The organism is Mongoliitalea daihaiensis (genome assembly GCF_021596945.1).
Classification (GTDB): Bacteria; Bacteroidota; Bacteroidia; order Cytophagales; family Cyclobacteriaceae; genus Mongoliitalea; species Mongoliitalea daihaiensis.
The window spans coordinates 1,551,443-1,577,174 of the sequence record NZ_CP063779.1 but is presented as its reverse complement, the minus strand read 5'-3'; the positions used below and the strand labels follow the sequence as shown (position 1 = coordinate 1,577,174).

The window sequence follows — 25,732 nt, the reverse complement described above, 5'->3', positions numbered from 1 at the left end:
TTTTTTGTTAACTAAAGATTAATATGATTTGACAAAGTAACGTTGATTCAACTTGGTTCTCAAGGTTCTCAACTTACCGCTGACAGAGTCATCCAGCAATTTGTCATTTACTTTCAACACAAAACCACCAATCAGCTCAGGATTTACTTTTTCTACTAACTGTATGTTTTTCAAACCCGAAATCTCGGAAACGATGGACTCAAATGATTTTCTCAACTCGTCTGTCAAAGGTATGGTCGTGGTCACGTACCCCACTTGTATTCCTTTGTACGCATTGTATTGCTTGACAAATTCTTTAGCAACACTCAACAATACATTGGCCCTATTTTTACGAACTACAATATCATAAAAACTAATAGTGATCCTATTTGCGTGATTTGCAAACAGGGCATGTATGACATTCTTTTTCTTTTCTAAGTTTACAATTGGACTCTGCAGCAACAATTGAAACTCACGATTGGATTCAGCTACTGACAGAATCTCTTGGATATCCGCAAACACCTCTTCTAGCTGCTCTTTTTCGATCGCTAGCTCAATTAGTGCTTTTGCATATCTAGATGCTACCTTAATATCTGACATATCAATTTACCTTAAGATCTTTAACAAACTCTTCTACAAGGGCCTTTTGTGCCGCATCTGTAGCATAGTTTTTCTTGATCAATTTTTCAGCTACATCTAAAGACAGCGTAGCCACCAACACTTTTACTTCTTCTACGGCAGCTTTTTTCTCAGTCAAAATAGCCTGCTTGGCATTTTCGATCATAATGGCGCCTTCCTTTTGAGCCTTCTCTTTAGCTTCTTCTACAATTTGTTTGGCGGATTCAGTAGCCATGTGAAGCATTTCATCCCGCTGAATTTTGGCTTCATGAAGGATTTTTTCATTCTCAGCCTTCAAATTTGCCATTTCGTTGCGAGCAATCTCAGCAGACTTTAATGCGTCTTCAATGGATTTTTCACGCTCATCGAGCGCTGCGAGTATAGGTTTCCAAGCAAATTTTGTCAATAAAAACAGCAGGGCAAGAAATCCTATTAGTTGCCAGATAATTAAGCCAGAGCCAGGTAGTATAAGATCCATGTATTTCTAGTGTTTAGATACAATGTTTTTTGTTCAATTAAAAGGAGGGATCAGCCTAGCGCTGACCCCTTTTCTTTTGTTCTTAGAAGGTAAGACCACCTGCGTTCAAAGCAATAAGTAGACACACTACTACTGCGAACAGGGATACCACCTCAATAAGAGCCGCGATGATTAGCATGGCAGTCTGAACTTTACCGGCAGCTTCTGGCTGACGAGCAATAGATTCCATAGCCTGACCACCGATTCTACCGATACCAAGACCTGCACCAATTGCAACGATTCCAGCACCGATTCCAGCACCCATAAGTGCTAATCCAGCAGACAACAAGATTGAAGTTAACATACGTGTTTGTGATTTATAAATTGAACAAAGAAATTTCTAATTAATGATGATCATCGTGTTCTGCTACCGCACCACCGATGTACATGGCAGAAAACAAGGTAAATACATATGCCTGAATTGTTGCAACTAACAATTCGATTACATTCAAGAATGTTACCATCAAGGTACTTACAACCCCAATCGCTAAAGATTCGAAAATGAATACCAAAGCAATAAAGGCCAAGATTACAATGTGACCAGCTGTAATCGCAACAAAGAGACGGACCATCAAAGCAAATGGCTTAGTAAATAATCCGATAATTTCTACAGGAACGATTACCAACAATAATGGAACTGGTACACCCGGAGTCATAAATACGTGTTTCCAGTAGTCTTTATTTCCATTAACATTGACTACTATAAATGTCAACACAGCCAATGTCATCGTCACGGCAATATTACCTGTCAAGTTAGCTGCACCAGGCATTAAGCCCATTAAGTTACCAATCCAGATAAAGAAGAATAACGTCAATAGGTACGGAAGAAACTTTCTATATTTTGGGCCGATAGCTTTATAAGCAATCTCATCTCTTACAAAAATCACAATTGGCTCAAGGAGTGCAGCAGCACCTTTGGGAGCAGCAACGCCATTCTTTTTATAATTTGAAGCTGCTGACATTACAAAAGAAATCATCACAATTAAAACCAAAAACATCATTGCTACGTTCTTGGTTATTGAAAGATCGAGGAAGCTTCTTCCATCTACACTAAATAAATGCTCATGCTCATCGATGTAGTAACCATTGTACGCGTAAGCTTCGCCAAATTTATGGGTAACTGGATCTTGAAAATTAGTCGAAGAGAAAAACTCGAGGCCTCTGTCAGAAGAGTAAATAATCACTGGTAATGGAAGAGTTACATGAGTGTCTCCAAAAGTCGCAAAGTGCCACTCATATGAATCCTTGATGTGGTGCATGATAAAGCCTGTCTTATCACTGTCATCACCTCCGGCCATCGCTGTAACTGGATGTATCAGCCAAATCACTGATAGTAAAACGCTTAAACAAAGGAACCTGCGTAACATTAATAGAATTTTTTTGGAACTACCTTGAAATCGGGCGCAAATTAGCTATTAACCCGTACATATCAAATAATAAGTAAAACAAATAAATCACAAAGAAATTAGCGACAAACAAAATTATATTTTCAACGCCCAAAAATAGCATTATTCCGATAAAACCCAGACTCCCAAGAAATCGGATCCCCAAAGCTCCTAACATGATATTGATTGAATTCTCCTCGTTGATACTAATTAAATAATGCGTAAATGCACTTGTTAGCCAAGTGAGGATTAAGAAAAAAGAAATCATTGTCCACACAATTTCATGCACCCAAGTTGGTTTGATGAATTCCTGAAGTAAATAAACAAATCCGCCAAGGATTAGTGAAAAAATAAGTAAGCGGATCGTAAGGGATTTAACTGCTTGCATAATTTCTTTATTCTGCCGCAAAGATATGGCTTTTTCTAAGGATTGTCTTCACCTTCATCGTTTTTAACAGATACGTATAAATGATAGAAAGCCACTACCGTAGAAAGCAAAACAAATACCAATAACCATACAGGGAAAGTGATGGTACTTTGTTGGTCTAGGTACCAGCCAAACCAAGTTCCTATAGCGATGACAGCAAAGAGTTGAAAGGATAATCCTGAATATCTCAGGATTTTCTGCAAGTTATCCCGCTGTTGATTCTTGGATTTTTTGCTCATTTTTTACATCCTGCTTGGAGACTTTCATTCCTGAAGTCTTCATCTGACATTTCCCATTAAATTGAGCCCCATTTTCTATCACAATTTTGGCTGTAAATATATCGCCTTCAATGATCGCTGTACTTTTAAGATACAGTAAATCTTCACAAGTAACAGAGCCGTTGACTTTTCCCGCTATTTCCGCTTCCACCGACTTGAGATCTCCTTTAATTAAAGCAGAATCACCGATTACAATTTTACTCTTTGAGTCTATTCTACCCTCAATCGTGCCCTCAATTCGGATATTTCCTTGGGCAGTAATGTTGCCCGTGATATTCGTTTCTTTGGAGATTACGTTACTGCTATTTACGATTTCTTTAATTGATTTTTCTTCTGACTTTCCGAACATGTTTAATCGAAGGTTATAAATTCTTGGGGATTAATGGCTAAACCTTTATGCCAAATCTCAAAATGCAAATGCGCACCTGAGGAAAGATCGCCTGTATTGCCTACTATAGAAATGATGTCTCCGCCGCGGACCACATCACCTACTTCTTTCAAAAGTACAGAATTGTGCTTGTAAAAAGAAAGAAATTCTCCTCGATGCTGTATTCCTATGACATAACCAGTTTGGATAGTCCAAGTACTCAGGATGACCGTCCCATCTGCAATGGCCAGAACAGGCTCATTTTCCTTGGAAATCACATCCACTCCAAAGTGATCTATGGTCGGGTCAAAAGGGGCCGACACAAAACCTTTGATAGGACTGAAAAAAAAGACAGCCCCGATTGCTGAGGTCTCAGACCCTGTCCGGACAGCTGTCAAAGTCTCTGTTGATGTGGATTGAAATTCACCAATAATCTTTTGGGCACCTTCACTCCAGCGTTGATTTAGGATGACCTCTGATTTGCTTGCTTGTGGATCTATAGATGTTGATTCTTGATCTGTTTCAATCAAGTCCCCACTGATGACCAATTGAATGTTTTCGACAAACTGCTCCTTTTTTTTGACCTCCAAAAGTAAAGAGTCCAATTGATCTGACAACTTAAGAATTTGTTCAGTATTGGCCATTTGGGTTGAAGAAGCATCAAACCAGCGCTTGAATATAGTCTTCGTACTTAAAATGGATAAACCAAAAATAAGCAAAAAGACAAATCCTGCTAATACCAATAAGCGCGATGCAGACAAACTAAAGGACGACAGCACTGAAAAATCCTGCTCTTTACGAATGACGAAAAGATACTTAAGCCGTATGAGTTTTTTGATGTCGAAGCGCTTCATGCTCAAATTTGGTTATTTTTTTTGTTTGAAAATATTATATTTCAGTCGAGCGTTAAATTATTTAGATCAAAAGCAGTAATTTGGAAGCTTGCTGCCCTAAAGCTCAAAATGAATCATATCCAACTACGCGTCATTGTATTTATCCTGCTTTTTGCATCCGGATGTTCATCAACCAAGGATACATTTATCAATAGGACGTACCATAATACGACCTCTAGGTATAATGCTTATTTTTATTCCAAATTAATGATAGAGGAACTTGAGCAAAAAATTGCTGAGTCACACAATGAAGACTTTAGCCAAGTACTCCCTATTTTTTATCCGGTCGACAGTGCACTTATCGATGAAAACAAAGAACTCTTGAAAGATGTTCGTTATTTTTCTTCCCGAGCGATTGATTGGCATCGAATTTCCAAATGGGTAGATGAAAACTATCTCCTACTCGGAATCGCGGATTATTACGAAGCACAATTTGACGATGCTTCCAATACCTTTCGCTACTTAAACGTCAATAGTAAGAAAAAACATATCCGACACCGCTCTTTGATTCAACTGATGCGTCAGTTTATTGATTTAGAAAATTTTGACGACGCAGCTTATGTAATCGATTTTTTATCCAAAGAAAGTGGCATCAATCGGGAAAATAGATTTTTGCTATACAAAACCTTAGCCTATTACTATGACCGAAGAGAGGATGTTAATGGCAAAATCGGTGCTTTGGACAAAGCACTGGGGTATAGCAAAGATCGAAAGGAAAAATCGAGGATTAATTTTATTCTGGCCCAATTGTATCAGCGGGAGGACCTAGATGCCTTAGCCTATAGCTATTACCAAGAAGCCCAAAAAGGAAATCCGCCCTATGAGCGAAGCTTCTTTGCACAATTATATGCCCAACAAGTGGCAGAACTCAATAAAAGTAAGGACTTGATTCGAGTACGTTCTTATTTTGATGATTTGTATAAAGACAGTAAAAATAGGGACCTCAAGGATGTCATCCTGTACGAAAAAGCAATTTTTGAGCTCAAACAAGACGAAGTCGATACGGCAAAAGAGCTATTGGTGCGGGCAGCTAAAGAAGACAGCAAGAATCCCGTTCAAAAGGGCTATATCTACCAAAAGCTTGCAGAAATCAGCTTTGACATTGATCGGGATTTTCGAGCAACAAAATATTACATGGACAGTGCATTGGCCAATTTTAGACCTGTAGATGCATCTTTTAAACAACTCCAACGAGAAAAAGTCCGCTTGGACAATTATGTACTTCACTATGAAACCATCCTTAAAAACGATAGCTTGTTAAGGGTGGCACAGCTTTCTCCAGAAGATCAAGAAAGACTTGCTGATGAGTTTATTGCTAAAGAAGAGCAACGACTTTTACGCGAAGCAGAAGAAAAAGCTAAACCCAAAAGCTCCAACTTATTTGATAACCTTTTAGCATTTAGTGGAAGAGGCTCAGGTGAACGCTTTTATTTTGACAATAGTGTCGCCTTGCAACAGGGCGCCATTGAGTTTGTGCGCGTTTGGGGAAACCGCAACTTAAATGACAATTGGAGGAGAAATGTACAAAGTTTCCAATCCTCTAGTTCAACAGTTACAACCGACACTGTTGAGGATAATGATCTAGGTGATCAAGAAACTCAAGAGGAAAGCAGTGATCTCCTTTCCCAAATTCCAGACAAAGCCTCCTTATTGGCGCAAATCCCCAAAGATGAAGCACAACTGGAGACATTAAGGGCTGGTTTAGAAATTTCGTATTTCGAGCTAGGGAAGTTGCTCTTTTTTGATTTTAAAGAATATGAAATGAGCAGAGAAAATCTAGAGATTTTAATTACTGTTTACCCTAACACCATCAAAAAACCAGAAGCATACTATATACTTTTCTTAGCCAATAAAGAATTAGGGGGAAACACCTCTCTGTACAGTGAGCGACTAAATAGGGAGTTTGCGTACTCCCCATTTACATTTGCCGTGAATAATCCCGATGCCCTGACAGGAGGAGCCGCCCTGGTGGAGTCCTCCAAGATGTATAGAAATGCCTATGAATTATATGAAAACAAAGCCTATGAAGAGGCCCGAGGTGTCATTCGGAGAACTATGGAGCTGTATCCATTAACCAAGAATACAGACAGGCTCTTACTTTTGGACATTATGATTTCCGGAAAAATTGATAGCATTGATCTCTATAAATACCGTTTGGAAATCTACACCTTACAAACTGAAAATCCAGAGCTAAAAGAACTGGCAAGAAATATGCTAAGGGTAGTGAAGGGCGAAGAAGAAGACTTGGTCGCTGAAAATCAGGAAGACACAACCAAAGATTCGGAGGATTCTGATGCAGATGAGCTAGAACAGGCTGAAGATTTGGATGAAGATGATAGCCCATATAAAGAAAGTGCCAGTCAAACACATATATTTGTCCTCGCTTTGAGCCAAGAACGTGCGAGAGAGGCAAAGGCCTTGCTAGGAGACTTGGAGACATTCCATTCTTCACAATTTAGCAATGCAAGATTGAGAACTGGTAATATGAATATGTCACGTGAACAAGTGATTTTCATTGTCAGTCCATTCAGTAATGCCGAAAGAGCAGCTGCCTATCGAGATAAATTTCTAGAGATTTTCGAATCTGGATCTCTCGACCCGGAAGAAAAGCAAGCTAGTTTTGTTATTTCAATCGGGAATTTCCAAGAGTTAAACAAAAGAAAAGATTTGGAAGAATACAGACGGTTCTTCCGAAGAAACTATTGATAAAGATTAGTACTTCATACATGACACAAAAAATAATAAAATTCCTTTGGGCATCTTTTGTTTTGGGGGTTGTAGGGTTCATTTTATTCATTTGGGCTGTGAGCGGCAATTTCCTCGGGCTATTTGGACCATTACCGGATTTCAAAACCTTAGAAAACCCTCAATCTGAACTTGCTTCCTCTCTTTATTCGGCTGATGGCGTCCTATTGGGGAATTATTTTCGGGAAAATAGAAGTCCAGTAACTTATAACGAGTTAGCACCTAATTTGGTCAATGCGCTGATTGCAACGGAGGATGTTAGATTTGAAAATCACTCTGGTATAGACTTTCAAAGTATGGGAAGGGTGCTGTTTAAATCGCTTATCTTAAGACAAGGGGCCGGAGGAGGCAGTACACTTTCTCAACAAACTGCTAAAAACTTATTCAAGACGAGAAACTTGGAATCGCAAGGTGTACTGAGTAGAGTGCCTGGCTTGAGAATGCTCATCATCAAAGTGAAAGAGTGGATTGTGGCAGCAAAACTTGAACGCTCCTACACCAAGGATGAAATTTTGACGCTTTACCTCAATACTTCTGAATTTGGAAGCAACGCTTATGGCATCAAGACAGCCGCAAACACCTTCTTCAATAAAAACCCAAACGAATTAGAAATTCAGGAATCAGCAGTTTTAGTAGGCTTATTTAAAGCCCCCACCTATTACAGTCCAGTTTTCAACCCAGATAACTCCTTACGTAGACGAAACACTGTGTTATTTCAAATGGAAAAATACGGGTTTATTAGTAGGGTTGAAAGAGATTCATTGGTACAGCTTCCTATTGAATTAGACTATAAGGTATCGAATCAAAATCAGGGATTGGCTACCCACTTCCGTGAAGTGATAAAAGCAGACTTGATCAAGTGGGCCAGAGAAACCCTCAAGCCTGATGGGACCCCTTATGACCTCTTTGGAGATGGATTGAAAATTTATGCAACGATAGATAGCAGAATGCAACGCTATGCAGAAGAATCCTTGGATGAACACATGAGGGAATTACAGAAAAAATTTGAGCGGGAAATGGGTAATCGTGACCCTTGGATAGATAATAATGGACAAGTAATTCCTAATTTCCTAGACAATGCAGTTAAGCGAATCGACGTTTATAGAAACCTTGTCACTAGGTACGGAGCCAATAGCGATTCTCTTCAAATCAAACTCAACGAAAAAAAGCGTATGCGTGTGTTTTCTTGGGAACATGGAGAAATAGACACCTTATTTAGTACCATGGATTCGCTACGTTACTACAAGAAATTCCTAAGGGGTGGATTTGTTTCCCTAGAAGCAGAAAGCGGCCACATTAAAGCTTGGGTGGGAGGCCTTAATCACAAGTACTTCAAGTTTGATCACGTAAAGCAAGGAAAAAGGCAGCCCGGATCAACTTTTAAGGCATTTGTTTATGCCGCAGCTATTGAGAACGGCTACAGCCCATGCTATCAGGTAATTGATCAACCTGTGGAAATCAATATCCCAGGACAGCCTGCATGGGTACCAAAAAATGCAGATAATAAATTTTCCTATGAAAGCATGACGATTCGAAAAGCAATGGCCCAGTCCATCAACTCGATCACTGCATTTATGATGAAAAAATTGAGTCCAAAAATCGTGGTAGAAACTGCCAAGAGAATCGGCATCACTTCAGATTTGGAAGAAGTTCCAGCATTGGCTTTGGGTACATCTGATGTATCCATCTACGAAATGGTAGGTGCCTTTGGAACCTTTGTAAACCAAGGAGAACATATTACTCCATTCTATATTGACAGAATTGAGGATAAAAATGGAAATTTAATCCAACAATTTACGCCGAAAAAACGAGCAGCAATGAGCGAAGAACATGCCTATTTGATGCTCTACATGTTGCGAGGAGGTTTTGAAGAATCCAGAGGAACATCCCAAGGTGTGCCATGGACCTTAAGAGATGAAGGCAACGAATTGGGGGGTAAAACAGGTACTACACAAAATGCCTCCGACGGTTGGTATATAGGTGTAAGCAAAGATTTGGTATCCGGTGCTTGGGTCGGTGGAGATGATCGAGCGATTCACTTCAGAAGCTGGACAAGTGGACAAGGTGGACAAACAGCCCGACCAATCTGGGTAAAATACATGGCAAAAGTGTATGCTGATCCAACTTTAGGTTATACGAAAGGACCATTCCGAAGACCCGAACGACCATTGAGCATAGAAATTGACTGCGACCGCTACGAAATGGACAGTAATAAATTCAGCGATTTCGATTTTGATCCAAGAAAATCTGACTTCTAAAACTATTCCAAGAGAGGTCGGTTGAAAGTACTGACCTCTTTTCTTTATCTATGGAAGCATTTTCATACGCTGTATCGGATTATTTGCAATTGCCTGACTTACCAGGTGTGTATAAATATTACAATGTAGAGCAGGATCTTATCTATGTAGGAAAAGCCAAAAGTTTGAAGAAAAGAGTGGCCTCTTATTTTTCAAAAGCACAGGGGATCAACCACAAAACCAAACGCATGGTGCGGGAAATCCAACGGATTGAAATCACCATAGTCAATACGGAGTTTGATGCACTGTTATTAGAAAATAACCTGATCAAAAAAAGTCAGCCAAAGTATAACATTCTTTTAAAGGATGATAAAACCTACCCTTATCTTTTAATCACCAAGGAAAATTATCCAAGAATCTTCCCTACAAGAAAACTGATTCCACACAGAGGGACTTACTTCGGCCCATTTGCAAGTGTCAAGGCAATGAATAATGTCTTAGAACTCATCAGAAGTTTATTCACCATACGGACCTGTAAGTTAGATTTGAGCCCTTACAAAATCGGGGAACAGAAATACAAAGTATGTTTGGAATACCATATTGGAAATTGCTTGGGACCTTGCGAAGGCCTCCAAAAAGAAAGTGAATACATGGAAGACTTGGAGCATGCAAAGCATATTCTTAAAGGAAATATGGGCCTAGCCAAAGGCTTTTTCAGAAAACGCATGCAGGAAGCTGCTGAAAATCTAGCATTTGAAAAGGCTCAATACTTCAAGGAGAAGCTCGATTCATTAGAAAGATATCAGGCTAAATCTCTTGTCGTCAATCCCTCGATTGCTGATTGTGATGTGTTTACATTGGAAACCGACGAGAAACTAGCCTATGTCAATTACCTCAAAGTAAAAAATGGCTCAATCATCATTACCAAAACAGTAGAACTTAGGAAAAAACTCGATGAATCAGACACTGATCTATTACTGACAGCAATTGTCAGACTCAGAGATCAGTTTAATTCCGATTCACCAGAAATTCTAACTAATATTACTCTAGAAGAAACTTATGATGGGCTAAACATACATACTCCCAAGATTGGTGACAAGAAAAAGCTAGTGGACTTGTCACTTAAAAACACAAAATTTTATAAAAAAGAAAAGTTATTGACTTCCGGTGAGGTGGTAGATAAAAAGAACCGGGTACTCAAACAGTTGCAAGCAGATTTGTCCCTAAAAGAACTACCGGACCATATCGAATGCTTTGATAACTCTAATATCCAAGGGACCAACCCTGTCGCTTCCATGGTGTATTTCAAAAATGGAAAACCATCCACTAAAGATTATCGTCATTACCATATCAAAACAGTGGAAGGACCCAATGATTTTGCCTCCATGACTGAAGTAGTAGGTCGTAGATATAAACGTGTGTTGGAAGAAGGATTGCCTCTTCCCAAACTAATCGTCATTGACGGAGGGAAAGGTCAACTATCCTCTTCCGTAGAAGCATTGAAAGAACTCGGATTGTATGGGAAAATTCCTATCATTGGGATTGCAAAAAGATTAGAAGAAATCTATTTTCCAGAAGATCAGTATCCCTTGCATATAGATAAAAAATCCGAATCCCTGCGCTTACTTCAACGAGTGAGAGATGAAGCACACAGATTTGCTATTACGTTCCATCGCGATGTCAGAAGCAAGAAAGCGTTTAATACTTCCTTAACAGATATCCCAGGAATTGGGAAAACTATAGCAGAAAAACTTTTAAAGAAATTTAAATCACTTAAACAGCTTGAAACTGTAAGTTTGGAAGAATTGGAAGAGGTGATTGGCAAAAGTAAAGCTTCTCTTGTCTATGAAGCAATGCAAGTAAAAAAAGCGGGCTATTAACCCGCTTTTTTTATTACCATTCCCAAAGCCCGTTTTCGTACTCTAGAAGTTTGTATTCAAATTCCAAGGCATCTAAGAATGCCTGAAGTTCTGCATTTGGATTATTAGGATCTACCAAATCGATTAACAATTCATCTCCTTGGTTGGTATATTTTCTAACAACAGATCTAAACAACCTCACATCAAACACCTGATCGTAGGTTAAATTTTTAGATGTGTTTTGGAAGTTAAACCATTTTGCATCCGGATGATCCTTGAAGTGATTGTAAAAATCTTTGAATTTGATGAATCCAATAGACTTCTGACCTGCATTAGCATTCGTTAGGGAAGGCATGACCAATTCGAAGTATTTGATGTCGAATTTGGCTTGTGAATGATGCTTGTCAATGATAAAATCTTCTTTAAAATCCAGATAATATAGCTGTTTAACAAAGATTGAATCTCCTAAAGCATTTAACCAAAACTCTGATTGGAATTCAGAAATAGACATTGGCCTTGTAAATGCCTCATCAGCATACACTTCAAATGCATTTTCCTCAACTATAGCTTTATAGATATTGGAAACAATACCATCATTTTTGGCATCACCTGTCCCGTACAATGGAATATTATACTTTTCACGCAGGTCAATCCTTCTCCAAACGTCAATTGTGAACATCTTATCGTCTTCCCTCATTGGTTTAATGGAGAAGACAGTGTCCATCTTGAAGCTTCTGTCCCCATACCGTGAAGGCTGCACACTCGTTGCCGTCTGTGCGAATCCTTCTAACACAAAGACCATTGTCAATGTGAAGAGTGCGATAATTTTACTTGTTCTTTTCATAACTGTATTTTTTTCAATAGACGTGCTCGCTTGTCTATTATCTTATTTCCAAACGGACTACTTCGCTTTGATTGGATCTTATTCTATTGCCTCGGAAATTGGTACGAGTAACTTCTGTCACTCTAACGACCAAGGCATCACCACTTCTAGCTGAAGCCAATAAATTACGTATTGCAACATTCTCAGAGGTAATTGCTACTTTTTCTCTAGGCACCTCATTTCTAAGTAATGTCACTTCTCCTCCAGTTACCTCAAAGTTAGAGTCTCTAGCCATCGTCCTTGCAAAGTTAGACTCTGGTACTGCTCTCACAATAAACGTAGATGGACCTGGTGCTGGATAACCAACACTCATATCTATTTGACCTCTCCCGTCAAACAGTCGAATTGTAGGAGCTGGAACAGGCTTGATGTCATAAGTAACATCATCAATTTTATTGCCCCCAGAACTAACACCGATTACTACTTTCCCAGAATTACCAGGGATAATGGTTACTTGACCTGGTCTACTGCCATTGATCGCAGTACCATTGCTTACTGAAAATTGCGGTGCATAAGAATTACCCAGAGCTGGTACATCAATAAACAGGTCGTTGGCACAATCTGCGTAAAGCTGATTAACCACATCGGAAGTAACTCTCACGACTGGCTGAGCTATGAAATACTCATAGTCAACTTGAAGCGTAGAGTCCTTACCAGCTATATTGACTGTAATTTCACCTTTCAATGTTTGACGAGATAACCCGCGATCATCATAATTGCCTGCTGGAGGTACAGTAAAACTGATTTCTCCAAAACCATTCACAACAGGTATATCTCTACCTCCGATTGTCATTTTCGGTGAAGCTGAAGATGATGCGGAAGCAATAAACATGCTACCTTCAAATTTAGTGCCTGCGGCAACTACGTTGGAGTTAGCAGCCACTTTAGCTTCAAATACATCTGACTTAAAATAAAATGTACCAATTGCTGAAGTAATCATCGAAAGGGCCTCAGACTCTAAATTCAAAACTTCATTTTGATATTGAGAAATCAATGCCATTACAGCTCCTACTGGAGATTTAACAAAATTCAAAAACACAAAGCTTTTATCTCTTACTTCTCTGTCATTTTTGAAGATTTCAATATCCTTTGCGTCTTTGGCAATATCTCCAAAAGAACTTTCAAGCCCTAATCCATTCAATATCTTATTAAGATCTTGAGGAAAAGTATTTAATCGCAATTTTAATTCATCCCCTTTACCTTGATTATTAAAGATATTTCCGGGCACATCTACGTTTTTCAGAGCGGAATTCTTAAACTGCCCATTATCATCCTTTGCATTGGATTGTTCAAGGAGCAATTGTTTCAATTCCTCTAGATAGGAAAATGTTTCAGCTGTTAATTTTCTTACCTCCTGCGCCGCAGCGACTTTAGGAATGTCTTTTTCATTATTGCCTTGTTGCTCAACAGTAGATGCTATGGATGATACCATAAATTCATTTTTCTGAATAAAATTCTTAGATGTTCTCTCGAGACCATCATTCAATAGGACGAATTTTTGGAGAATCTGAGTACTTACTTGTAGTGCCAGCAACGCGGTCAATACAAGGTACATCATTCCAATCATCCGTTGTCTAGGTGTTTCTTTACCTCCTGCCATTTTTTTTGTCTAAAAGATTATAGATAAATAAACATCATATTAACCTTTCATGGCAGTCAACATGCCACCATAGATTTTATTCAATGAACTTACGTTTTGATTTAATTTGGCTAATTCATTTTTGAAAGCCTCTGTTTCTTTTCCAGCTTCTGACAAACCTTCCATAGCTGAGGCCACATTAGAATAAAACTTGTTGAGTGTTTTCAAATGACTTTGTGCATCCAATAATTCCATTTCATAGACATTATTGAGTGAAGTCAAATTCTTTGTCACTTCCACCACCTGTGTATGATACGCTTTTGCATCAGCGGAAGCAGAAGATAGTTCTGTTAAAGCAGCAGCTGTCTTTCCATACGATGCATTGATATCTACCAACGTCTTAGAAGCCGTTTTTACATTTTCCGCATACTCATTGGTAGCAACAGCAGCATTGGAAATAGTGCTCATCTTTTGAGCAGACTCAGCAAGGTTATTGATTCCCTTTCCAAGACTATCAAACAATTCAGGGCCTATTTTTGCATTGGCTAAAAGATCATCAAATTTTTGTGTGAGACCGTCATTTGAATTCGCTACACCTGTAGACCTTTTTACTGCTGGAGCATCTGAAGCTAATTCGGGATATACTTTCGACCAGTCTACTTCTTCATTTTTAGGCTCAAAAGCAGATAGCAAAAATATGAGAGCCTCGGTGGTAAGACCGACTCCAATCATGATGTTTGCGCCCTGCCAGTCCAAAATTTTGAACATCGCTCCTAAAATTACAACGGATGCACCGATACCATATATCATGGGCATGATATCACCGTAAAACTTATGCTTGAAGGATTTTTGTTTTGCCATTTTTTTAATCGTGAGTTGTGATATGAGTTTTTATCTTCTTCTTCTTCTATTGTTATTAACATCCATGGAGCCTGATCTTCCTAAGAAGGTCATAGCAGTTCTGAATCCAATATGTGCTGTCTTCACATCTTGGTACTCATAGGTTCGAGTGCTTGTTTCCAAATAGTGTGCTAAATCTTTCCAAGACCCACCCCTCACAATTTTCCTTGGTTCATTATCATTTTTGTAAACTGGATCTAAATCCCAAGTCAAAGAACTTGCTACTGGATTGTAGGCATCCAATACCCACTCAGCTACATTTCCTGACATATTGTAAAGGCCAAATCCATTGGGAGCAAATACGTCAACTGGTGCCGTGTAGGCAAAGCCGTCATCGATATAATTACCTCTTCCAGGCTTAAAGTTTGCCATCAAACAACCTCTCTTGTTTTTTAAGTATGGACCACCCCAAGGATACTTGGCAATTTCTTTTCCACCTTTGGCAGCATATTCCCACTCTGCTTCGGAAGGAAGTCTAAAATAAGGGAAATCAAAATCTGACTTATCATTCGCATTCAAATGGTAGGTTCTCCACTTTGCATACATTTGTGCCTGCTCCCAACTAACACCCACTACTGGGTAATTGTCAAATGCAGGATGATCAAAGTAAAACTCCATCAAAGGATCTCCATAATGATATGTGAAGCTCGTATTCCAGACAGTCGTATCTGGGAGTACTTCATTTAGGTTAAAACTCGGAGCATCTTTGAGTGTGGTTGGCGTACCAAAAGCATAGACACCTTCTCTGACAGCATCTACAAATTGACGGTACTTGTTATTGGACACTTCATATTTATCCAAGTAAAATTCTGAAATCGTGATCTGCTTGTTGAAAGCAGATTGGGTGTAAGCGATATCTTCATCCGCTTGCCCCATCCAAAAAGTCCCAGCCTTAATGGCAACCATGTCTATGGGTAGACTTTGTTGCCATCCGGAGCGCTTCGGAACCCCAGTTACCTCTCCTCTCCTGTTGTCTCTTTCACTAGCAGAACCTTTCTTTCCAAAAAGTCCACAACCTTGTAGTGAAACAGCTATCACTACGCCTGCTAAGATGGAGATTCCCCTTGATTTCATATTACTGTACATAATCAACATTTATTAAGTTACGTAAATTAACTACTGAAAATAGCTAGTTTACAGGGTCAAAGTTTAAAGAAATTACGTGAAATCAACAAATTTCAGCATAAATTTTATTAGAAATTTTAAAATCTAAATCTTGGTGTCCGCTGTATGGCTCTCTGATATTCTCTAACCAAAGGTTGAAGATTATATGTCAACATAAACTCATGACTAGTGGGTGCTTTTGCAACCACATTACTTACTACTAAATCAAATGCATAACCTATCCTCAATGAGTTGTCACTAAGGACACTGTAGCCAAGCAATAATGATACCGATTCTTCGCCTCTAAACGTTATACCTCCACTGATTTTATTGTTGTGTGTGGCTATAACGCCTACATCGTAAGAAAAATTATTGAAAGAAACTGTTTTAATCAAAAAACTCGGCTCAAATGACCACAAAGCAAATGTTTTGATTCGATATCCAAAATTAATATACGAATGATTTCTTAATTGATTATTGATAGCTCCATCCCCAAAATCAAAACCTGGTTCATTCAGGTGTCTACTGCTCAGACCTATGTAATAGTTTCCACGATCATAAATAGCTCCAAAACCTACATTAAAATTCATCTGAGTTTCATCTCCAGCAGTGGGAATGATCGATTCATCTATTACAAAGTCAAATTGGTCATACTTGAGGGTACTTGAAAACAATCCTCCCGAGAGACCGAGAGATAAAATACCACGACGAAGTTTTTTATGATAACCTAAAGATAAATTGACTTCTTGATTACTAGTGGCTCCAATGTTATCATTGACGAAAGTCAATCCATATCCCAAATTCAAATTATCAACTTTCCCTGATGCAGTAATTAGCTGAGTTAATGGTGCTGGGCCGTTTAACCCGGTGTAATTTAACCACTGGGAACGGTGCAAAGCTGTAAATCTATAGCCAGACTCCTTTCCTGCAAATGCAGGATTGAAAAAGAGCCCGTTATACATATATTGCGTGAACTGAGCGTCCTGCTGCGCTTTTAAAGAGAGCACAGACATGAAGGCAAGTACAAAAATGCACAGGGAGAATCTTTCAATCGTTGGCTTTTGTAGTCTCATGCAAGTTTAAAACATCTAACAATCTACTATTCTAAACATTTAAACTGAAAAAGACCACAAAAGATTAAAAAGATCACAAATTATTTGCCTTTTTAATGTAAAGTTCCAAAGCTCCCGTCATACTAGGAGCATTAGGCATAGGTGCTTCTATGTCTAGAATCAGCCCTTGATCAAGAACCTCCTTCGAGGTAGTAGGTCCAAAAGCAGCAATTCTAGTAAACCCTTGCTCAAAATCAGGGAAGTTATGCTTGAGCGATTTAATCCCCGAAGGACTAAAGAAAGCCAAAACATCATATTTGATATTTGCTAAATCAGAAAGGTCTGAAGCTACTGTATGATAAATAACTGCTTCAGTGAAAGCAATATTCATTTTAATTAAGTAGTCAGGGATATCTTCCTTGCGAATATCAGAACACGGAAATAAATACTTTTCTGATTTATGCTTTTTGAAATAATCAAATAAATCAGATGCAGTCTTTTGACCTACAAATAATTTTCTTTTTCTAATGACGATATACTTCTGAAGGTAGTGTGCGGTTTGCTCTGAAATACAAAAATACTTCATGTCAGCAGGCATTTCTATCTTCAATTCCTTACAAATAGTAAAAAAATGATCAATCGCATTTCTGCTAGTAAATATAATCGCAGTATGCTTCAAAATATCAATCTTTTGCTTTCGGAATTCCTTCACAGGAACTGGCTCGACTTGTATGAAAGGTCGGAAATCAATCTTTAATTTATACTTCTCGGCTAGCTGAAAATAGGGGGATTTATCGTCCACAGGCTTAGGCTGCGAAACTAAAATACTTCTTACCGGATTAAATCTGTCTTTGGTGGACTTAGTCATGGTTTACGCTACTAACTTAGATTGATGAACAAAGAATCTTACCACATCATGTATTTAGACACTATTAAGAATGGTAATAATTCTGCGGTGCAAAGGTAAGCAATTAAATGGTAAAATTTAAAATCCAATTGATTTGTCATTAACACGTACAGAAATACTGTAGCGATCAGGTAGATAGTAAATACTCCATTTTTAGCTAGGGCATGCCAATTTTGGGCAGTAATCATATCATTAGTCAAAACCAAGGTTTGAACGATGATCAACACAACGACTAAAAGTGAAATGATTCGCAATAAGTAAAAGAAATGCATGACCTCAAATTTTCTGAAATTGAAGACATAAGTCATGAAACTTAGATAAAGGTACTTAACTACTGAAAGTCCAACAAAAATGACTGCACCGATAATCCACTTGAAAAACAAGTCATTTAAACTGAAAGGATTAATCAAATTAGCGTGTATGGAATCGAAATAATAAACAAAAAACATGATCGACTGCACCATTCCCAAGCCAATCAAAAACAAAAAAAACAGCACATCCAGAGAAAAAAACTTAGGATTCCAATCCATGTTATCTCCAACTGAAAAAATAGCCTTGGGAGATAGCATGAAATTTAACTCAACAGGAAACACAATCTTAACGATCGCAAAAAGCGAAAGTAAAATACAAATTCCTAGAAAATAAAAATCCTTAAAAGATGATCTGTTCCTTCTGCTATCATCTGCTTCGCTGACACCTTGGACATCCATGACTAAGGATTGGAAATATCCTTTCTCTAAAGTTACGGCATTCAAAGATACTCCTTGTCCATATACCACAAGAGAAACTGTCGACTGCCCCTGAAAATCAAAGCGTTCGTGCAATTCCTCCAGTGAAATCAGAACTGTAGTATCCTTCTCAGAATAAAACCAAATTTTATTATCAAGAAATACAGTGTTCTTCTCCGGCACATAAAATCTAAGCATACTAGAAGGGAAACTACTAACATCCAAGGTTGTGCTTACTTGATCACTTTTATAATTCCATGATTTTTTGGACTGATGATCAAACATCCCCGAATAATTTTCCAAAATTTGGGCATGTAGCTCTCCGTAAGCCAAAAAAATAAAACTGATAATCAACCAATACTTACCCATTATTTAAAATCTACCTGTATATCCGAAATGAATCTTTGATTGATTGAATGCAAAATCCTGCGTGTTGCTACCCCCTAAGGCATATACAAAATTGAAGAATCCTGACTGAGTTTCCAAACGAAAACCAAGACCAGCAGCAAAAGGATACTCTACGGGACTCTTTTGGACTTGATTACTAAATCTACCGACATCAGCAAAAATCATAAAATACGAATACCTATCAAAATAAAATCTAGGCTCAAGATTTAAGTAAATGTAATCATTGGCAAAGAAAAAGTTTTCATTAAACCCTCTAAAGGATTGAAGTCCCCCCAATCGAAACAAATCATTCAGAAATAAATTAGGGTTCTCAATGGTCCCAAAAGCCAATCGCTGGAAAAAAGTAAGTTTATCACCCAATTTGAGATAGTGATTAGCCTGACCTTGTAACTGATACTGCAGGGTTCTCAAATCAATATTGTCATACAGATCGACAGGAATAGCCGTATTTTGAATAATCACTTTATTACCAATCGTAAACGAAAGATCCGTGCTCCAGCCTCTTTTGGGATCAAAACGATCATCAACCTTTATCAAGCGATGACCTAATCCATAACTATTAAATCGAAAGTCTCCGACTTCAGGCAATGACGTAAGTTCGGCAAGTCCAGCTGTTGCAAGCAAATCACTTGCCTGCCTTTGGGAGAAAAACCGCAATTGACTATCTGGATTCAGTTGAATCGAAAACCCAGCCTTAAATGCACGGTTTAAAAAGGTAGTATCCTCTTTTAGCAAGGAAAAACCCACAGTTAAATTAAGTTTGGAACCAAGCACGTGCGACTCCTGAGCTTGCAAATCCAGTAGTTGGGAAAATTGATTGAACCGCTGCCACTGCAAAGAAATGTCCCTACCTCTACCACCTATATTAAACAATTTTACATCAAACTGACCTGTCAACAATAATCTTCCGCCCTCCAACTCATTCGGCAGTACTCCTATAATTCCGTCCAATGAATTTAAATTCCGGTCTTGAAGCGGTAAATACAGGGTGGCTTCAGAATTTTGAAAGCTTAATTCAGGAGCCCCAGAGATACGCACATAGGGTATGGCTTGTAAAATGGCAATGGCATTAGTGACCTTCCGTTGAGAAAAACTTTCCCCTACCCTAATATCTAATAGCTTATGAAGATAACTTGGTTTCATCTTTGAATCTCCCACTACCCGAATCGTATCAAAAGTAATCTTAGGGCCAGTGTCAAGAATCAATTGTGCACTTATATCCTGATTGGTACGGACCAAACTATCAAGCTGTAAACTGGCGAATGGATATCCAGTATCTTCTGCCACCCCTAGTATAGATAAACGCAAGTCCTGAAAAGCTTGTAAGGACAGGGATTTGGAGACAGTAGATCCCAAACTCTTCCCTAATGCCATCGGCAAAACTTCCATCACAGGTCTTATATCCAAAGAAATACCATTAAAAACAGGGCCTGATTCAATTTGTAAGGACAGTAGACGTTTTTCATAAGTTTTTTGAACCCTAAACTCAAAGTAGCCTTCTGCATATAAGTCCCCCATCAATGATTTGATAAAGGATGCTCGTTCTAAAGAGTCTCTAAACGCCAATTGCTCAGACTTTGAAAATGCTCCACTGACTTGATAGCTCAGTAAAAAATCTTCCTGTGCCAGAAGGGAGGAAGAATGAATTATCCAATAAATACAGAAACAGCTAATTATTTTTTTAAACACAATCTTGAAATTCAAGTACCTTTGAAGGAGGGTTTAAAAATAAGCATTTTGTCTGGTATCTATATCCATATTCCATTTTGCAAACAAGCATGTCATTACTGCGATTTCCATTTCAGTACCAATCATCGGACCATTCAACCGATGATAGATGCTTTAATTGCAGAAATCGAATTTAGAAAGGAGTCTTTACAGGGTGATCCGATCATCAAAACTATTTACTTTGGCGGAGGTACTCCGTCACTTTTGGATGCTCTCTCCATCGAGCGTATCCTCAATGCAATTTATAAACACTACTCAGTAGCCTTGGAAGAGTGTACCTTAGAGGCGAATCCTGATGATATAGCAGTGGAGAAGCTGAGACAATTAAAGCACCTAAATTTTGATCGCTTAAGTATTGGTATTCAAAGCTTTAATGATCAGGTTTTAAAATTTTATAACCGGGCGCACTCGGCTCAGGAATCCATGCTCGCGGTGAAAAAAAGCCAAGATGCAGGCTTTGAAAAATTATCCATCGATCTCATGTATGGATTCCCGCATGCAGATCATAGTATTTGGAAAAAAGACCTAGAAACTGCCTTAACAATTAATCCAGCACATATCAGCAGTTATTGCTTGACTGTGGAGCCCAAGACCGCATTGGGAAAGTGGACTCAAACTGGAAAATTCGAAGAGGCCGATGAAAACTTTATCCACGAACAAATGAAGCACCTGATGCTAGAAACTAGCAGAGCTGGATACGAGCAATATGAAATTTCCAATTTTGCAATCCCTGGGAAGGAGGCTATTCACAATAGCAATTATTGGAAAGGGACTCCCTATTTAGGAATTGGTCCAAGTGCTCATTCTTTTGATGGCAAGAGTCGCTGGTCTACGATTGCCAACAACAATAGCTATATCCGTTCTGCTCAGGCAGGTCTTTTCCCCAAGCAAGAAGAGCAACTTGAACCTATTGATATTCTTAATGAATACATTTTAACCTCGCTGAGGACCTCCTGGGGCACAGATACACAAAAAATTAAAAGGGAATATGGGGTGGACCTTTTTGAAGAAAAAAAGAATATGCTCAATCAACTGAGCAATGAGGGGATGATTATCATCAAGGGCCCCTCTCTTCTGTTGAGTCAGAAAGGAAAATTTATTGCAGATAGCATCGCGAGTGCGCTGTTTATCGATTACCTTTGAGATATGAGTACAGACAAATACAGAGATTTTTCAGCAAGGAAAAAAGAAGCAACACCTATGAGTGATGCATTTGAAGACTTACTTCGTGTCTATAAACTCAAAGACCGATACGATGAAAAAGCGTTGATTCAAGCTTGGCCTGAGATCATGGGAAAAACTGTCGCAAGCAGGACTACCTCTGTTTTTATCAAAGAAAAGAAGCTATTTGCATCAATAAGCTCAGGACCAGTCAAACAAGAATTGCGAATGAACCAAAGCAAATTGGTTCAGCTGATTCATGAAAGATTTGGCAAAGAGCTTATTGATGAAGTAGTTATACTTTAATCCTGTGACCCAAACACTCTTCTCATCAAGGCGGTGGTCCGCTGCATAGGATCCTGCCTAATTTTCGCTTCCTCCTGTGCTACTAAGGTAAACAACCCGTCGATTGCCTGCTGAGTAACGTACGCATTCAAGTCGGGATTAACCCTTCTATTGGTTAAAGGGATAGCATTATAAGCATTTGCTAAATCAGAGTAAAACCTAGTAGCTCCAACTTCATTCAAGGACTTTTGAATTTCTGGTTGAAAAAGCTCTACCAATTGAGCTTCAGTAGTCCTTTTTAGAAATTGTGTAGCTGCATCCTGTTGCCCACTTAATAAAGCAAAAGCATCCTGTATCGTCAATTGCCTGATAGCATTGGCAAAAATCGGGACCGCTTGTCTTGCTGCATTTTCTGCACCTCGATTGATAGACAAAAGCGCACGATCCACCTCAGCACCCAATCCAATCTGTCTCAAGGTGTTTTCAACTCTTCTTGCATCTTCTGGAAGCATAATCCTGATCAATTCATTCCCCCAAAAACCATCTTGCCTTGATGCCATAGTAGCTCCATTGGTAATCCCTTGTACCAATGCTTCCTTCAATCCGGAAGAAACTTCTTGCTGGGTTAATGGCCCTCCAGTCCCAAGACCTTGCAAAACTTTATTTAAATCACTGGCAGTACATCCCACGAAGAAAAAGCAAAGCAGAGAGAGTTTGATAATTTGTAGTTTTTTCATGTGACAAATTTATTCATCATTTTTGAATCAATCCAATCAACGAAACATACCTTTTAAAGTTTAATGAGTATTATTGTGTCAACATTGCCAATGTATGATAAAAATGCCTAAAATACATACGGGAAAACTAAGCTTGATTAGCGCTGTATTAATTTGGCTGGCACTTTTATTTGTGGACATTACCCGGATTTTTGGAGAACTCAATCAGCTCGGAACGGGTATTAGCCCGGCATATTCTTATGCCCTCGAAATTCTTTTTTTCATCACTGTGTATATTTTTTACGATTATACCATCAATACCAATAAAAATTCAGAGTTTTTAGAGTTGATCTGGAGAGGTGCCTCAACAGGTCTTTTGGCACTGACTGTATCCTTAATCATCCGAGGACTTTATTTCCTCCTCGGAGATGGAAGACTGGCTGTAGACCCCTTACTAAGAAACTTTTTTTATCATGTGAATTTTGCATTGATCACCATTTTTTTGATTTCCACCATGATTCTGTGGCGGAAATTAATTCTTTACCAAAAAACCAAGCGGATTGTACAGCAATGGCAGGCCTTTGAAATCATCCTACTCATCAGCATGTTTTTTGTGTTTTTCAATAACAACTCCCTTGATTACAGTTTCTTATTTGGGATGGTATTCATGTTTATCTTCTCTATTTCTTTATCGGTCAATCTCAAATGGATACCTTATCTGACCTTCAAGGAAAAGTGGAAGTCCATCTTATTTTTAGTGATCATCTTAATCTGTAGCATCTATTTATTTTTCCAACTATTGGCCTACAGCGACAGCGACTTGATGTTTGTCAATCTGACGGATAACCTTTTCTTAATCGCACTTTTCAGCTTTGTATTTATTTATTCCCTTTTCAGTTTACTTGTCACGCTATTCAATTTGCCCACATCCTCGGTATTTGAGCAAAAACTCACCGAAGCTATCAACTTTCAACGCTTGAGTCAATCCATTAAACCAGGACAAAGCGAAAACCAGGTATTGGATATCTTAATTGATTCTTGCATGAGTGCTTCCTATGCGGATGCCGGTTGGATTGAAATCCTTGATAGTAACCTAGGTTTGCAAGTCGTACATAGGAGAAGTATCAAAGAAATAGAACGGGCTAAAGTCCAAACATACGTTGAAACCACCCATCCCTTTGAAGAATTTAAATGGGATAATCCCAAAAACGAATACAAAGTCTATTCAGGAAGGATAAGTCAAAATGGTTTTTCCTCGGCACTCATGCTCCCATTGGTGACCAATCATCAAACCTTTGGGAGAATCTTCCTGCTCAAAGAAGTCAAAGAAGGCTTCAATAAAGAAATGTTGAATATCATCAGCACTTTTGTAGGACAGGCCTGTATCTCAGTAGAAAATCATCGTCTTCTCAACGAAGCAATCAAAAATGAACGCTACAAAGAAGAGTTGAAAATCGCTCAAAGAGTTCAAAGAAGTCTACTCCCAGATACGCTACATCACGATGAATATTTTGAAATTTGTGGATTTTCAGAGGCAGCAGATGAAGTGGGGGGAGATTACTACGAAACCCATCAATTGAAAGAACATGAATTTGCCGTAATCATTGGAGATGTATCTGGCAAGGGTACTTCAGCTGCCTTTAATATGTCCCAAATGAAAGGCGTTTTCCAAAGTTTGGTCCAAATGGACCCAAACCCAAGGGAGTTTATGATCAAAGCAAATAAAGCGCTCAGCTCTTGCTTGGAACGTCAGCTGTTCATTACAGCAACCTACTTGATTATCAACACCCTGAAAAAAACCATTAAGTTTAGCAGAGCAGGTCATTGTCCTACCCTCTACTACGATGCCAAATTAAAAAGATGTGATTATTTGACCATCGATGGAATGGGCCTCGGGATCATCCGCACAAACGTGTATGAAGACTATGTACACGAAAAAACCATCAATTTCAACCCAAAAGATATGATTGTTTTGTTTACGGATGGACTGGTAGAAGCAAGTAATGATCAGCGGGAAGAATTCGGTTACGAACGGCTCAGAGATCTCATCGAGGACCACCACGAAAAGGCCCCAGAAGAGATACAAAAGCTTATCATTCAGCGTGTTTTTGATTTTATTGGCACAAATCAAACCCTTGATGATGATTATTCATTAATGATCATAAAATTTCTTTAACTTAAAGGAAATAATCTCGTTAGATAGAGCATGTTAAAAATTGATATTCAGTTAGAGCAGCAAATTCATCTTCTCATATTACGGGGGGAGATAGATGCCAGTAACTCGGTGGACCTAGATGGCGCAATCCAGTCTATCCTTTTACAAGATTGCTCCGTTATATTGGTAGATGGTAGCGCGTTGGATTATATTTCATCAGCAGGATTAGGAGTATTTATGTCCTATTTAGATGAATTTCAAGAAAAAGGAATACAGATTTATATATTTGGTCTTGCGCCCAAAGTATTTCAAGTCTTTGAAATATTGGGACTAGATAAGTTGATAAGAATTCGTCCGACTAAAGAAGATGTCTTGGCACTAGTAGAATGAGTCAGAGTTTAAAATTATATTGCGACACAAGTCAGTTATCACTTCTAAGACAATTTTTAGAGGATTTCTTGATAAGCACAAGTTTGAATGAACTTGAGAGACATCAGGTTTTACTAGCTGTAGAAGAAGTGACTGCAAACCTAATTATTCATTCACATGCCTGTAATTCAACGGAATACATTCAGGTGAATACGCTTATTGAAAATGGACTATTGAAAGTTGAAATCCACGATCAAGGAGCAGGATTCAATATTTTGGATTACGAAGAGCCTGAAATCGATCAGCTGATTACTACCAAAAGAAAAGGCGGGCTAGGCATTATGCTCGTCAAAAAATTCATGGATAAAATTGAGTTTGAGACCAATGGTAGGAAAAACACCTGCAGACTTTTTAAACTTTTGAATTCCAAATAATTGTTAATTCAGGCGCTA

General features: G+C 38.6%; 24 protein-coding genes. 8 read left to right on the top strand and 16 right to left on the bottom strand.

What is annotated here, in order from left to right:
* Positions 1-18: 18 nt before the first annotated feature.
* The 7 genes from atpH to IPZ59_RS06605 form a co-directional block, all read right to left on the bottom strand.
* The gene (gene atpH, locus IPZ59_RS06635) at positions 19-579 is read right to left on the bottom strand and encodes an ATP synthase F1 subunit delta (protein WP_236139094.1); all 561 of its coding nucleotides are present in this window, start codon (positions 577-579) and stop codon (positions 19-21) included.
* Position 580: 1 nt separating this feature from the next.
* Positions 581-1,075 (bottom strand): F0F1 ATP synthase subunit B, encoded by a 495-nt coding sequence (gene atpF, locus IPZ59_RS06630; RefSeq protein ID WP_236139093.1) that lies wholly within the window; start codon positions 1,073-1,075, stop codon positions 581-583.
* An 82-nt stretch (positions 1,076-1,157) separates the two neighbouring features.
* On the bottom strand, positions 1,158-1,418 hold the full coding sequence (gene atpE, locus IPZ59_RS06625; RefSeq protein ID WP_026955099.1) for an ATP synthase F0 subunit C: 261 nt from the start codon (positions 1,416-1,418) through the stop codon (positions 1,158-1,160).
* 40 nt (positions 1,419-1,458) lie between these two features.
* A complete protein-coding gene (gene atpB / locus IPZ59_RS06620) occupies positions 1,459-2,481 on the bottom strand; it encodes a F0F1 ATP synthase subunit A (protein WP_236139092.1) in 1,023 nt (340 codons plus the stop codon).
* Between the two features lie 441 nt (positions 2,482-2,922).
* Entirely contained in the window at positions 2,923-3,165 is a 243-nt protein-coding gene (locus tag IPZ59_RS06615; RefSeq protein WP_236139091.1) for an AtpZ/AtpI family protein, read from the bottom strand.
* Positions 3,131-3,553 carry a bactofilin family protein gene (locus tag IPZ59_RS06610; protein WP_236139090.1) on the bottom strand — a complete coding sequence of 141 codons (423 nt, stop codon included), beginning with the start codon at positions 3,551-3,553 and terminating at the stop codon, positions 3,131-3,133. Before IPZ59_RS06610 ends, IPZ59_RS06615 begins: the two co-directional genes overlap by 35 nt.
* 2 nt (positions 3,554-3,555) lie before the next feature.
* A complete protein-coding gene (locus tag IPZ59_RS06605; protein WP_236139089.1) occupies positions 3,556-4,425 on the bottom strand; it encodes a M23 family metallopeptidase in 870 nt (289 codons plus the stop codon).
* Between the two features lie 108 nt (positions 4,426-4,533).
* Here IPZ59_RS06605 and porW point away from each other — a divergent pair, with 108 nt between their 5' ends.
* The 3 genes from porW to uvrC are packed head-to-tail and all read left to right on the top strand — an operon-like array spanning position 4,534 to position 11,326.
* On the top strand, positions 4,534-7,170 hold the full coding sequence (porW, locus tag IPZ59_RS06600) for a type IX secretion system periplasmic lipoprotein PorW/SprE (RefSeq protein WP_236139088.1): 2,637 nt from the start codon (positions 4,534-4,536) through the stop codon (positions 7,168-7,170).
* A gap of 20 nt (positions 7,171-7,190) precedes the next feature.
* Positions 7,191-9,467 (top strand): penicillin-binding protein 1A, encoded by a 2,277-nt coding sequence (locus tag IPZ59_RS06595; protein WP_236139087.1) that lies wholly within the window; start codon positions 7,191-7,193, stop codon positions 9,465-9,467.
* Between the two features lie 50 nt (positions 9,468-9,517).
* The gene (gene uvrC / locus IPZ59_RS06590) at positions 9,518-11,326 is read left to right on the top strand and encodes an excinuclease ABC subunit UvrC (RefSeq protein WP_236139086.1); all 1,809 of its coding nucleotides are present in this window, start codon (positions 9,518-9,520) and stop codon (positions 11,324-11,326) included.
* A 13-nt stretch (positions 11,327-11,339) separates the two neighbouring features.
* Here uvrC and porN read toward each other — a convergent pair whose 3' ends face one another.
* The 8 genes from porN to IPZ59_RS06550 all read right to left on the bottom strand — a co-directional run bounded on the left by porN (position 11,340) and on the right by IPZ59_RS06550 (position 20,555).
* Positions 11,340-12,149 (bottom strand): type IX secretion system ring subunit PorN/GldN, encoded by an 810-nt coding sequence (porN, locus tag IPZ59_RS06585; RefSeq protein ID WP_236139085.1) that lies wholly within the window; start codon positions 12,147-12,149, stop codon positions 11,340-11,342.
* Positions 12,150-12,186: 37 nt separating this feature from the next.
* Positions 12,187-13,788, bottom strand: coding sequence for a type IX secretion system motor protein PorM/GldM (gene porM / locus IPZ59_RS06580; RefSeq protein ID WP_236139084.1), 1,602 nt, complete (start codon positions 13,786-13,788; stop codon positions 12,187-12,189).
* 39 nt (positions 13,789-13,827) lie between these two features.
* A complete protein-coding gene (gene porL / locus IPZ59_RS06575; RefSeq protein WP_236139083.1) occupies positions 13,828-14,628 on the bottom strand; it encodes a type IX secretion system motor protein PorL/GldL in 801 nt (266 codons plus the stop codon).
* A 30-nt stretch (positions 14,629-14,658) separates the two neighbouring features.
* On the bottom strand, positions 14,659-15,753 hold the full coding sequence (porK, locus tag IPZ59_RS06570) for a T9SS ring complex lipoprotein PorK/GldK (RefSeq protein WP_236139082.1): 1,095 nt from the start codon (positions 15,751-15,753) through the stop codon (positions 14,659-14,661).
* Between the two features lie 116 nt (positions 15,754-15,869).
* Positions 15,870-16,844, bottom strand: coding sequence for a PorP/SprF family type IX secretion system membrane protein (locus IPZ59_RS06565; protein ID WP_262912263.1), 975 nt, complete (start codon positions 16,842-16,844; stop codon positions 15,870-15,872).
* A 73-nt stretch (positions 16,845-16,917) separates the two neighbouring features.
* Complete coding sequence (locus tag IPZ59_RS06560; RefSeq protein WP_236139081.1) at positions 16,918-17,691, bottom strand: uroporphyrinogen-III synthase; 774 nt, start codon at positions 17,689-17,691, stop codon at positions 16,918-16,920.
* A gap of 38 nt (positions 17,692-17,729) precedes the next feature.
* Positions 17,730-18,827, bottom strand: a complete 1,098-nt coding sequence (locus tag IPZ59_RS06555; protein WP_236139080.1) for a DUF4271 domain-containing protein — start codon at positions 18,825-18,827, stop codon at positions 17,730-17,732.
* Positions 18,828-18,830: 3 nt separating this feature from the next.
* Positions 18,831-20,555, bottom strand: coding sequence for a BamA/TamA family outer membrane protein (locus IPZ59_RS06550; protein WP_236139079.1), 1,725 nt, complete (start codon positions 20,553-20,555; stop codon positions 18,831-18,833).
* A 48-nt stretch (positions 20,556-20,603) separates the two neighbouring features.
* Here IPZ59_RS06550 and hemW point away from each other — a divergent pair, with 48 nt between their 5' ends.
* Positions 20,604-21,737, top strand: a complete 1,134-nt coding sequence (gene hemW, locus IPZ59_RS06545; RefSeq protein ID WP_236139078.1) for a radical SAM family heme chaperone HemW — start codon at positions 20,604-20,606, stop codon at positions 21,735-21,737.
* Between the two features lie 3 nt (positions 21,738-21,740).
* Entirely contained in the window at positions 21,741-22,061 is a 321-nt protein-coding gene (locus IPZ59_RS06540) for a DUF721 domain-containing protein (RefSeq protein WP_236139077.1), read from the top strand.
* On the opposite strand, the gene IPZ59_RS06535 is transcribed toward IPZ59_RS06540, so the two are convergent.
* A complete protein-coding gene (locus IPZ59_RS06535; RefSeq protein WP_236139076.1) occupies positions 22,058-22,777 on the bottom strand; it encodes a DUF4197 domain-containing protein in 720 nt (239 codons plus the stop codon). The two genes, IPZ59_RS06540 and IPZ59_RS06535, sit on opposite strands and share 4 nt — an antisense overlap.
* A 94-nt stretch (positions 22,778-22,871) precedes the next feature.
* On the opposite strand from IPZ59_RS06535, the gene IPZ59_RS06530 reads away from it, so the two are divergent.
* The 3 genes from IPZ59_RS06530 to IPZ59_RS06520 are packed head-to-tail and all read left to right on the top strand — an operon-like array spanning position 22,872 to position 25,714.
* Positions 22,872-24,932 carry a SpoIIE family protein phosphatase gene (locus tag IPZ59_RS06530; RefSeq protein WP_236139075.1) on the top strand — a complete coding sequence of 687 codons (2,061 nt, stop codon included), beginning with the start codon at positions 22,872-22,874 and terminating at the stop codon, positions 24,930-24,932.
* Positions 24,933-24,962: 30 nt separating this feature from the next.
* Complete coding sequence (locus IPZ59_RS06525; protein ID WP_236139074.1) at positions 24,963-25,301, top strand: STAS domain-containing protein; 339 nt, start codon at positions 24,963-24,965, stop codon at positions 25,299-25,301.
* A complete protein-coding gene (locus IPZ59_RS06520) occupies positions 25,298-25,714 on the top strand; it encodes an ATP-binding protein (protein WP_262912262.1) in 417 nt (138 codons plus the stop codon). Before IPZ59_RS06525 ends, IPZ59_RS06520 begins: the two co-directional genes overlap by 4 nt.
* Positions 25,715-25,732: the final 18 nt, after the last annotated feature.

What these genes read in the sequence shown, in the direction of transcription:
- IPZ59_RS06520 (WP_262912262.1), top strand. Translation starts at nt 25,298, where the DNA reads ATGAGTCAGAGTTTAAAATTATATTGCGACACAAGTCAGTTATCACTT.
- porL (WP_236139083.1), bottom strand. Translation starts at nt 14,628, where the DNA reads ATGGCAAAACAAAAATCCTTCAAGCATAAGTTTTACGGTGATATCATG.
- IPZ59_RS06615 (WP_236139091.1), bottom strand. Translation starts at nt 3,165, where the DNA reads ATGAGCAAAAAATCCAAGAATCAACAGCGGGATAACTTGCAGAAAATC.
- IPZ59_RS06540 (WP_236139077.1), top strand. Translation starts at nt 21,741, where the DNA reads ATGAGTACAGACAAATACAGAGATTTTTCAGCAAGGAAAAAAGAAGCA.
- porW (WP_236139088.1), top strand. Translation starts at nt 4,534, where the DNA reads ATGAATCATATCCAACTACGCGTCATTGTATTTATCCTGCTTTTTGCA.
- atpB (WP_236139092.1), bottom strand. Translation starts at nt 2,481, where the DNA reads ATGTTACGCAGGTTCCTTTGTTTAAGCGTTTTACTATCAGTGATTTGG.
- porM (WP_236139084.1), bottom strand. Translation starts at nt 13,788, where the DNA reads ATGGCAGGAGGTAAAGAAACACCTAGACAACGGATGATTGGAATGATG.
- IPZ59_RS06595 (WP_236139087.1), top strand. Translation starts at nt 7,191, where the DNA reads ATGACACAAAAAATAATAAAATTCCTTTGGGCATCTTTTGTTTTGGGG.
- atpH (WP_236139094.1), bottom strand. Translation starts at nt 579, where the DNA reads ATGTCAGATATTAAGGTAGCATCTAGATATGCAAAAGCACTAATTGAG.
- IPZ59_RS06555 (WP_236139080.1), bottom strand. Translation starts at nt 18,827, where the DNA reads ATGGGTAAGTATTGGTTGATTATCAGTTTTATTTTTTTGGCTTACGGA.
- IPZ59_RS06525 (WP_236139074.1), top strand. Translation starts at nt 24,963, where the DNA reads ATGTTAAAAATTGATATTCAGTTAGAGCAGCAAATTCATCTTCTCATA.
- atpF (WP_236139093.1), bottom strand. Translation starts at nt 1,075, where the DNA reads ATGGATCTTATACTACCTGGCTCTGGCTTAATTATCTGGCAACTAATA.
- atpE (WP_026955099.1), bottom strand. Translation starts at nt 1,418, where the DNA reads ATGTTAACTTCAATCTTGTTGTCTGCTGGATTAGCACTTATGGGTGCT.
- porN (WP_236139085.1), bottom strand. Translation starts at nt 12,149, where the DNA reads ATGAAAAGAACAAGTAAAATTATCGCACTCTTCACATTGACAATGGTC.
- porK (WP_236139082.1), bottom strand. Translation starts at nt 15,753, where the DNA reads ATGTACAGTAATATGAAATCAAGGGGAATCTCCATCTTAGCAGGCGTA.
- IPZ59_RS06560 (WP_236139081.1), bottom strand. Translation starts at nt 17,691, where the DNA reads ATGACTAAGTCCACCAAAGACAGATTTAATCCGGTAAGAAGTATTTTA.
- IPZ59_RS06610 (WP_236139090.1), bottom strand. Translation starts at nt 3,553, where the DNA reads ATGTTCGGAAAGTCAGAAGAAAAATCAATTAAAGAAATCGTAAATAGC.
- IPZ59_RS06535 (WP_236139076.1), bottom strand. Translation starts at nt 22,777, where the DNA reads ATGAAAAAACTACAAATTATCAAACTCTCTCTGCTTTGCTTTTTCTTC.
- uvrC (WP_236139086.1), top strand. Translation starts at nt 9,518, where the DNA reads ATGGAAGCATTTTCATACGCTGTATCGGATTATTTGCAATTGCCTGAC.
- IPZ59_RS06565 (WP_262912263.1), bottom strand. Translation starts at nt 16,844, where the DNA reads ATGAGACTACAAAAGCCAACGATTGAAAGATTCTCCCTGTGCATTTTT.
- IPZ59_RS06530 (WP_236139075.1), top strand. Translation starts at nt 22,872, where the DNA reads ATGATAAAAATGCCTAAAATACATACGGGAAAACTAAGCTTGATTAGC.
- IPZ59_RS06605 (WP_236139089.1), bottom strand. Translation starts at nt 4,425, where the DNA reads ATGAAGCGCTTCGACATCAAAAAACTCATACGGCTTAAGTATCTTTTC.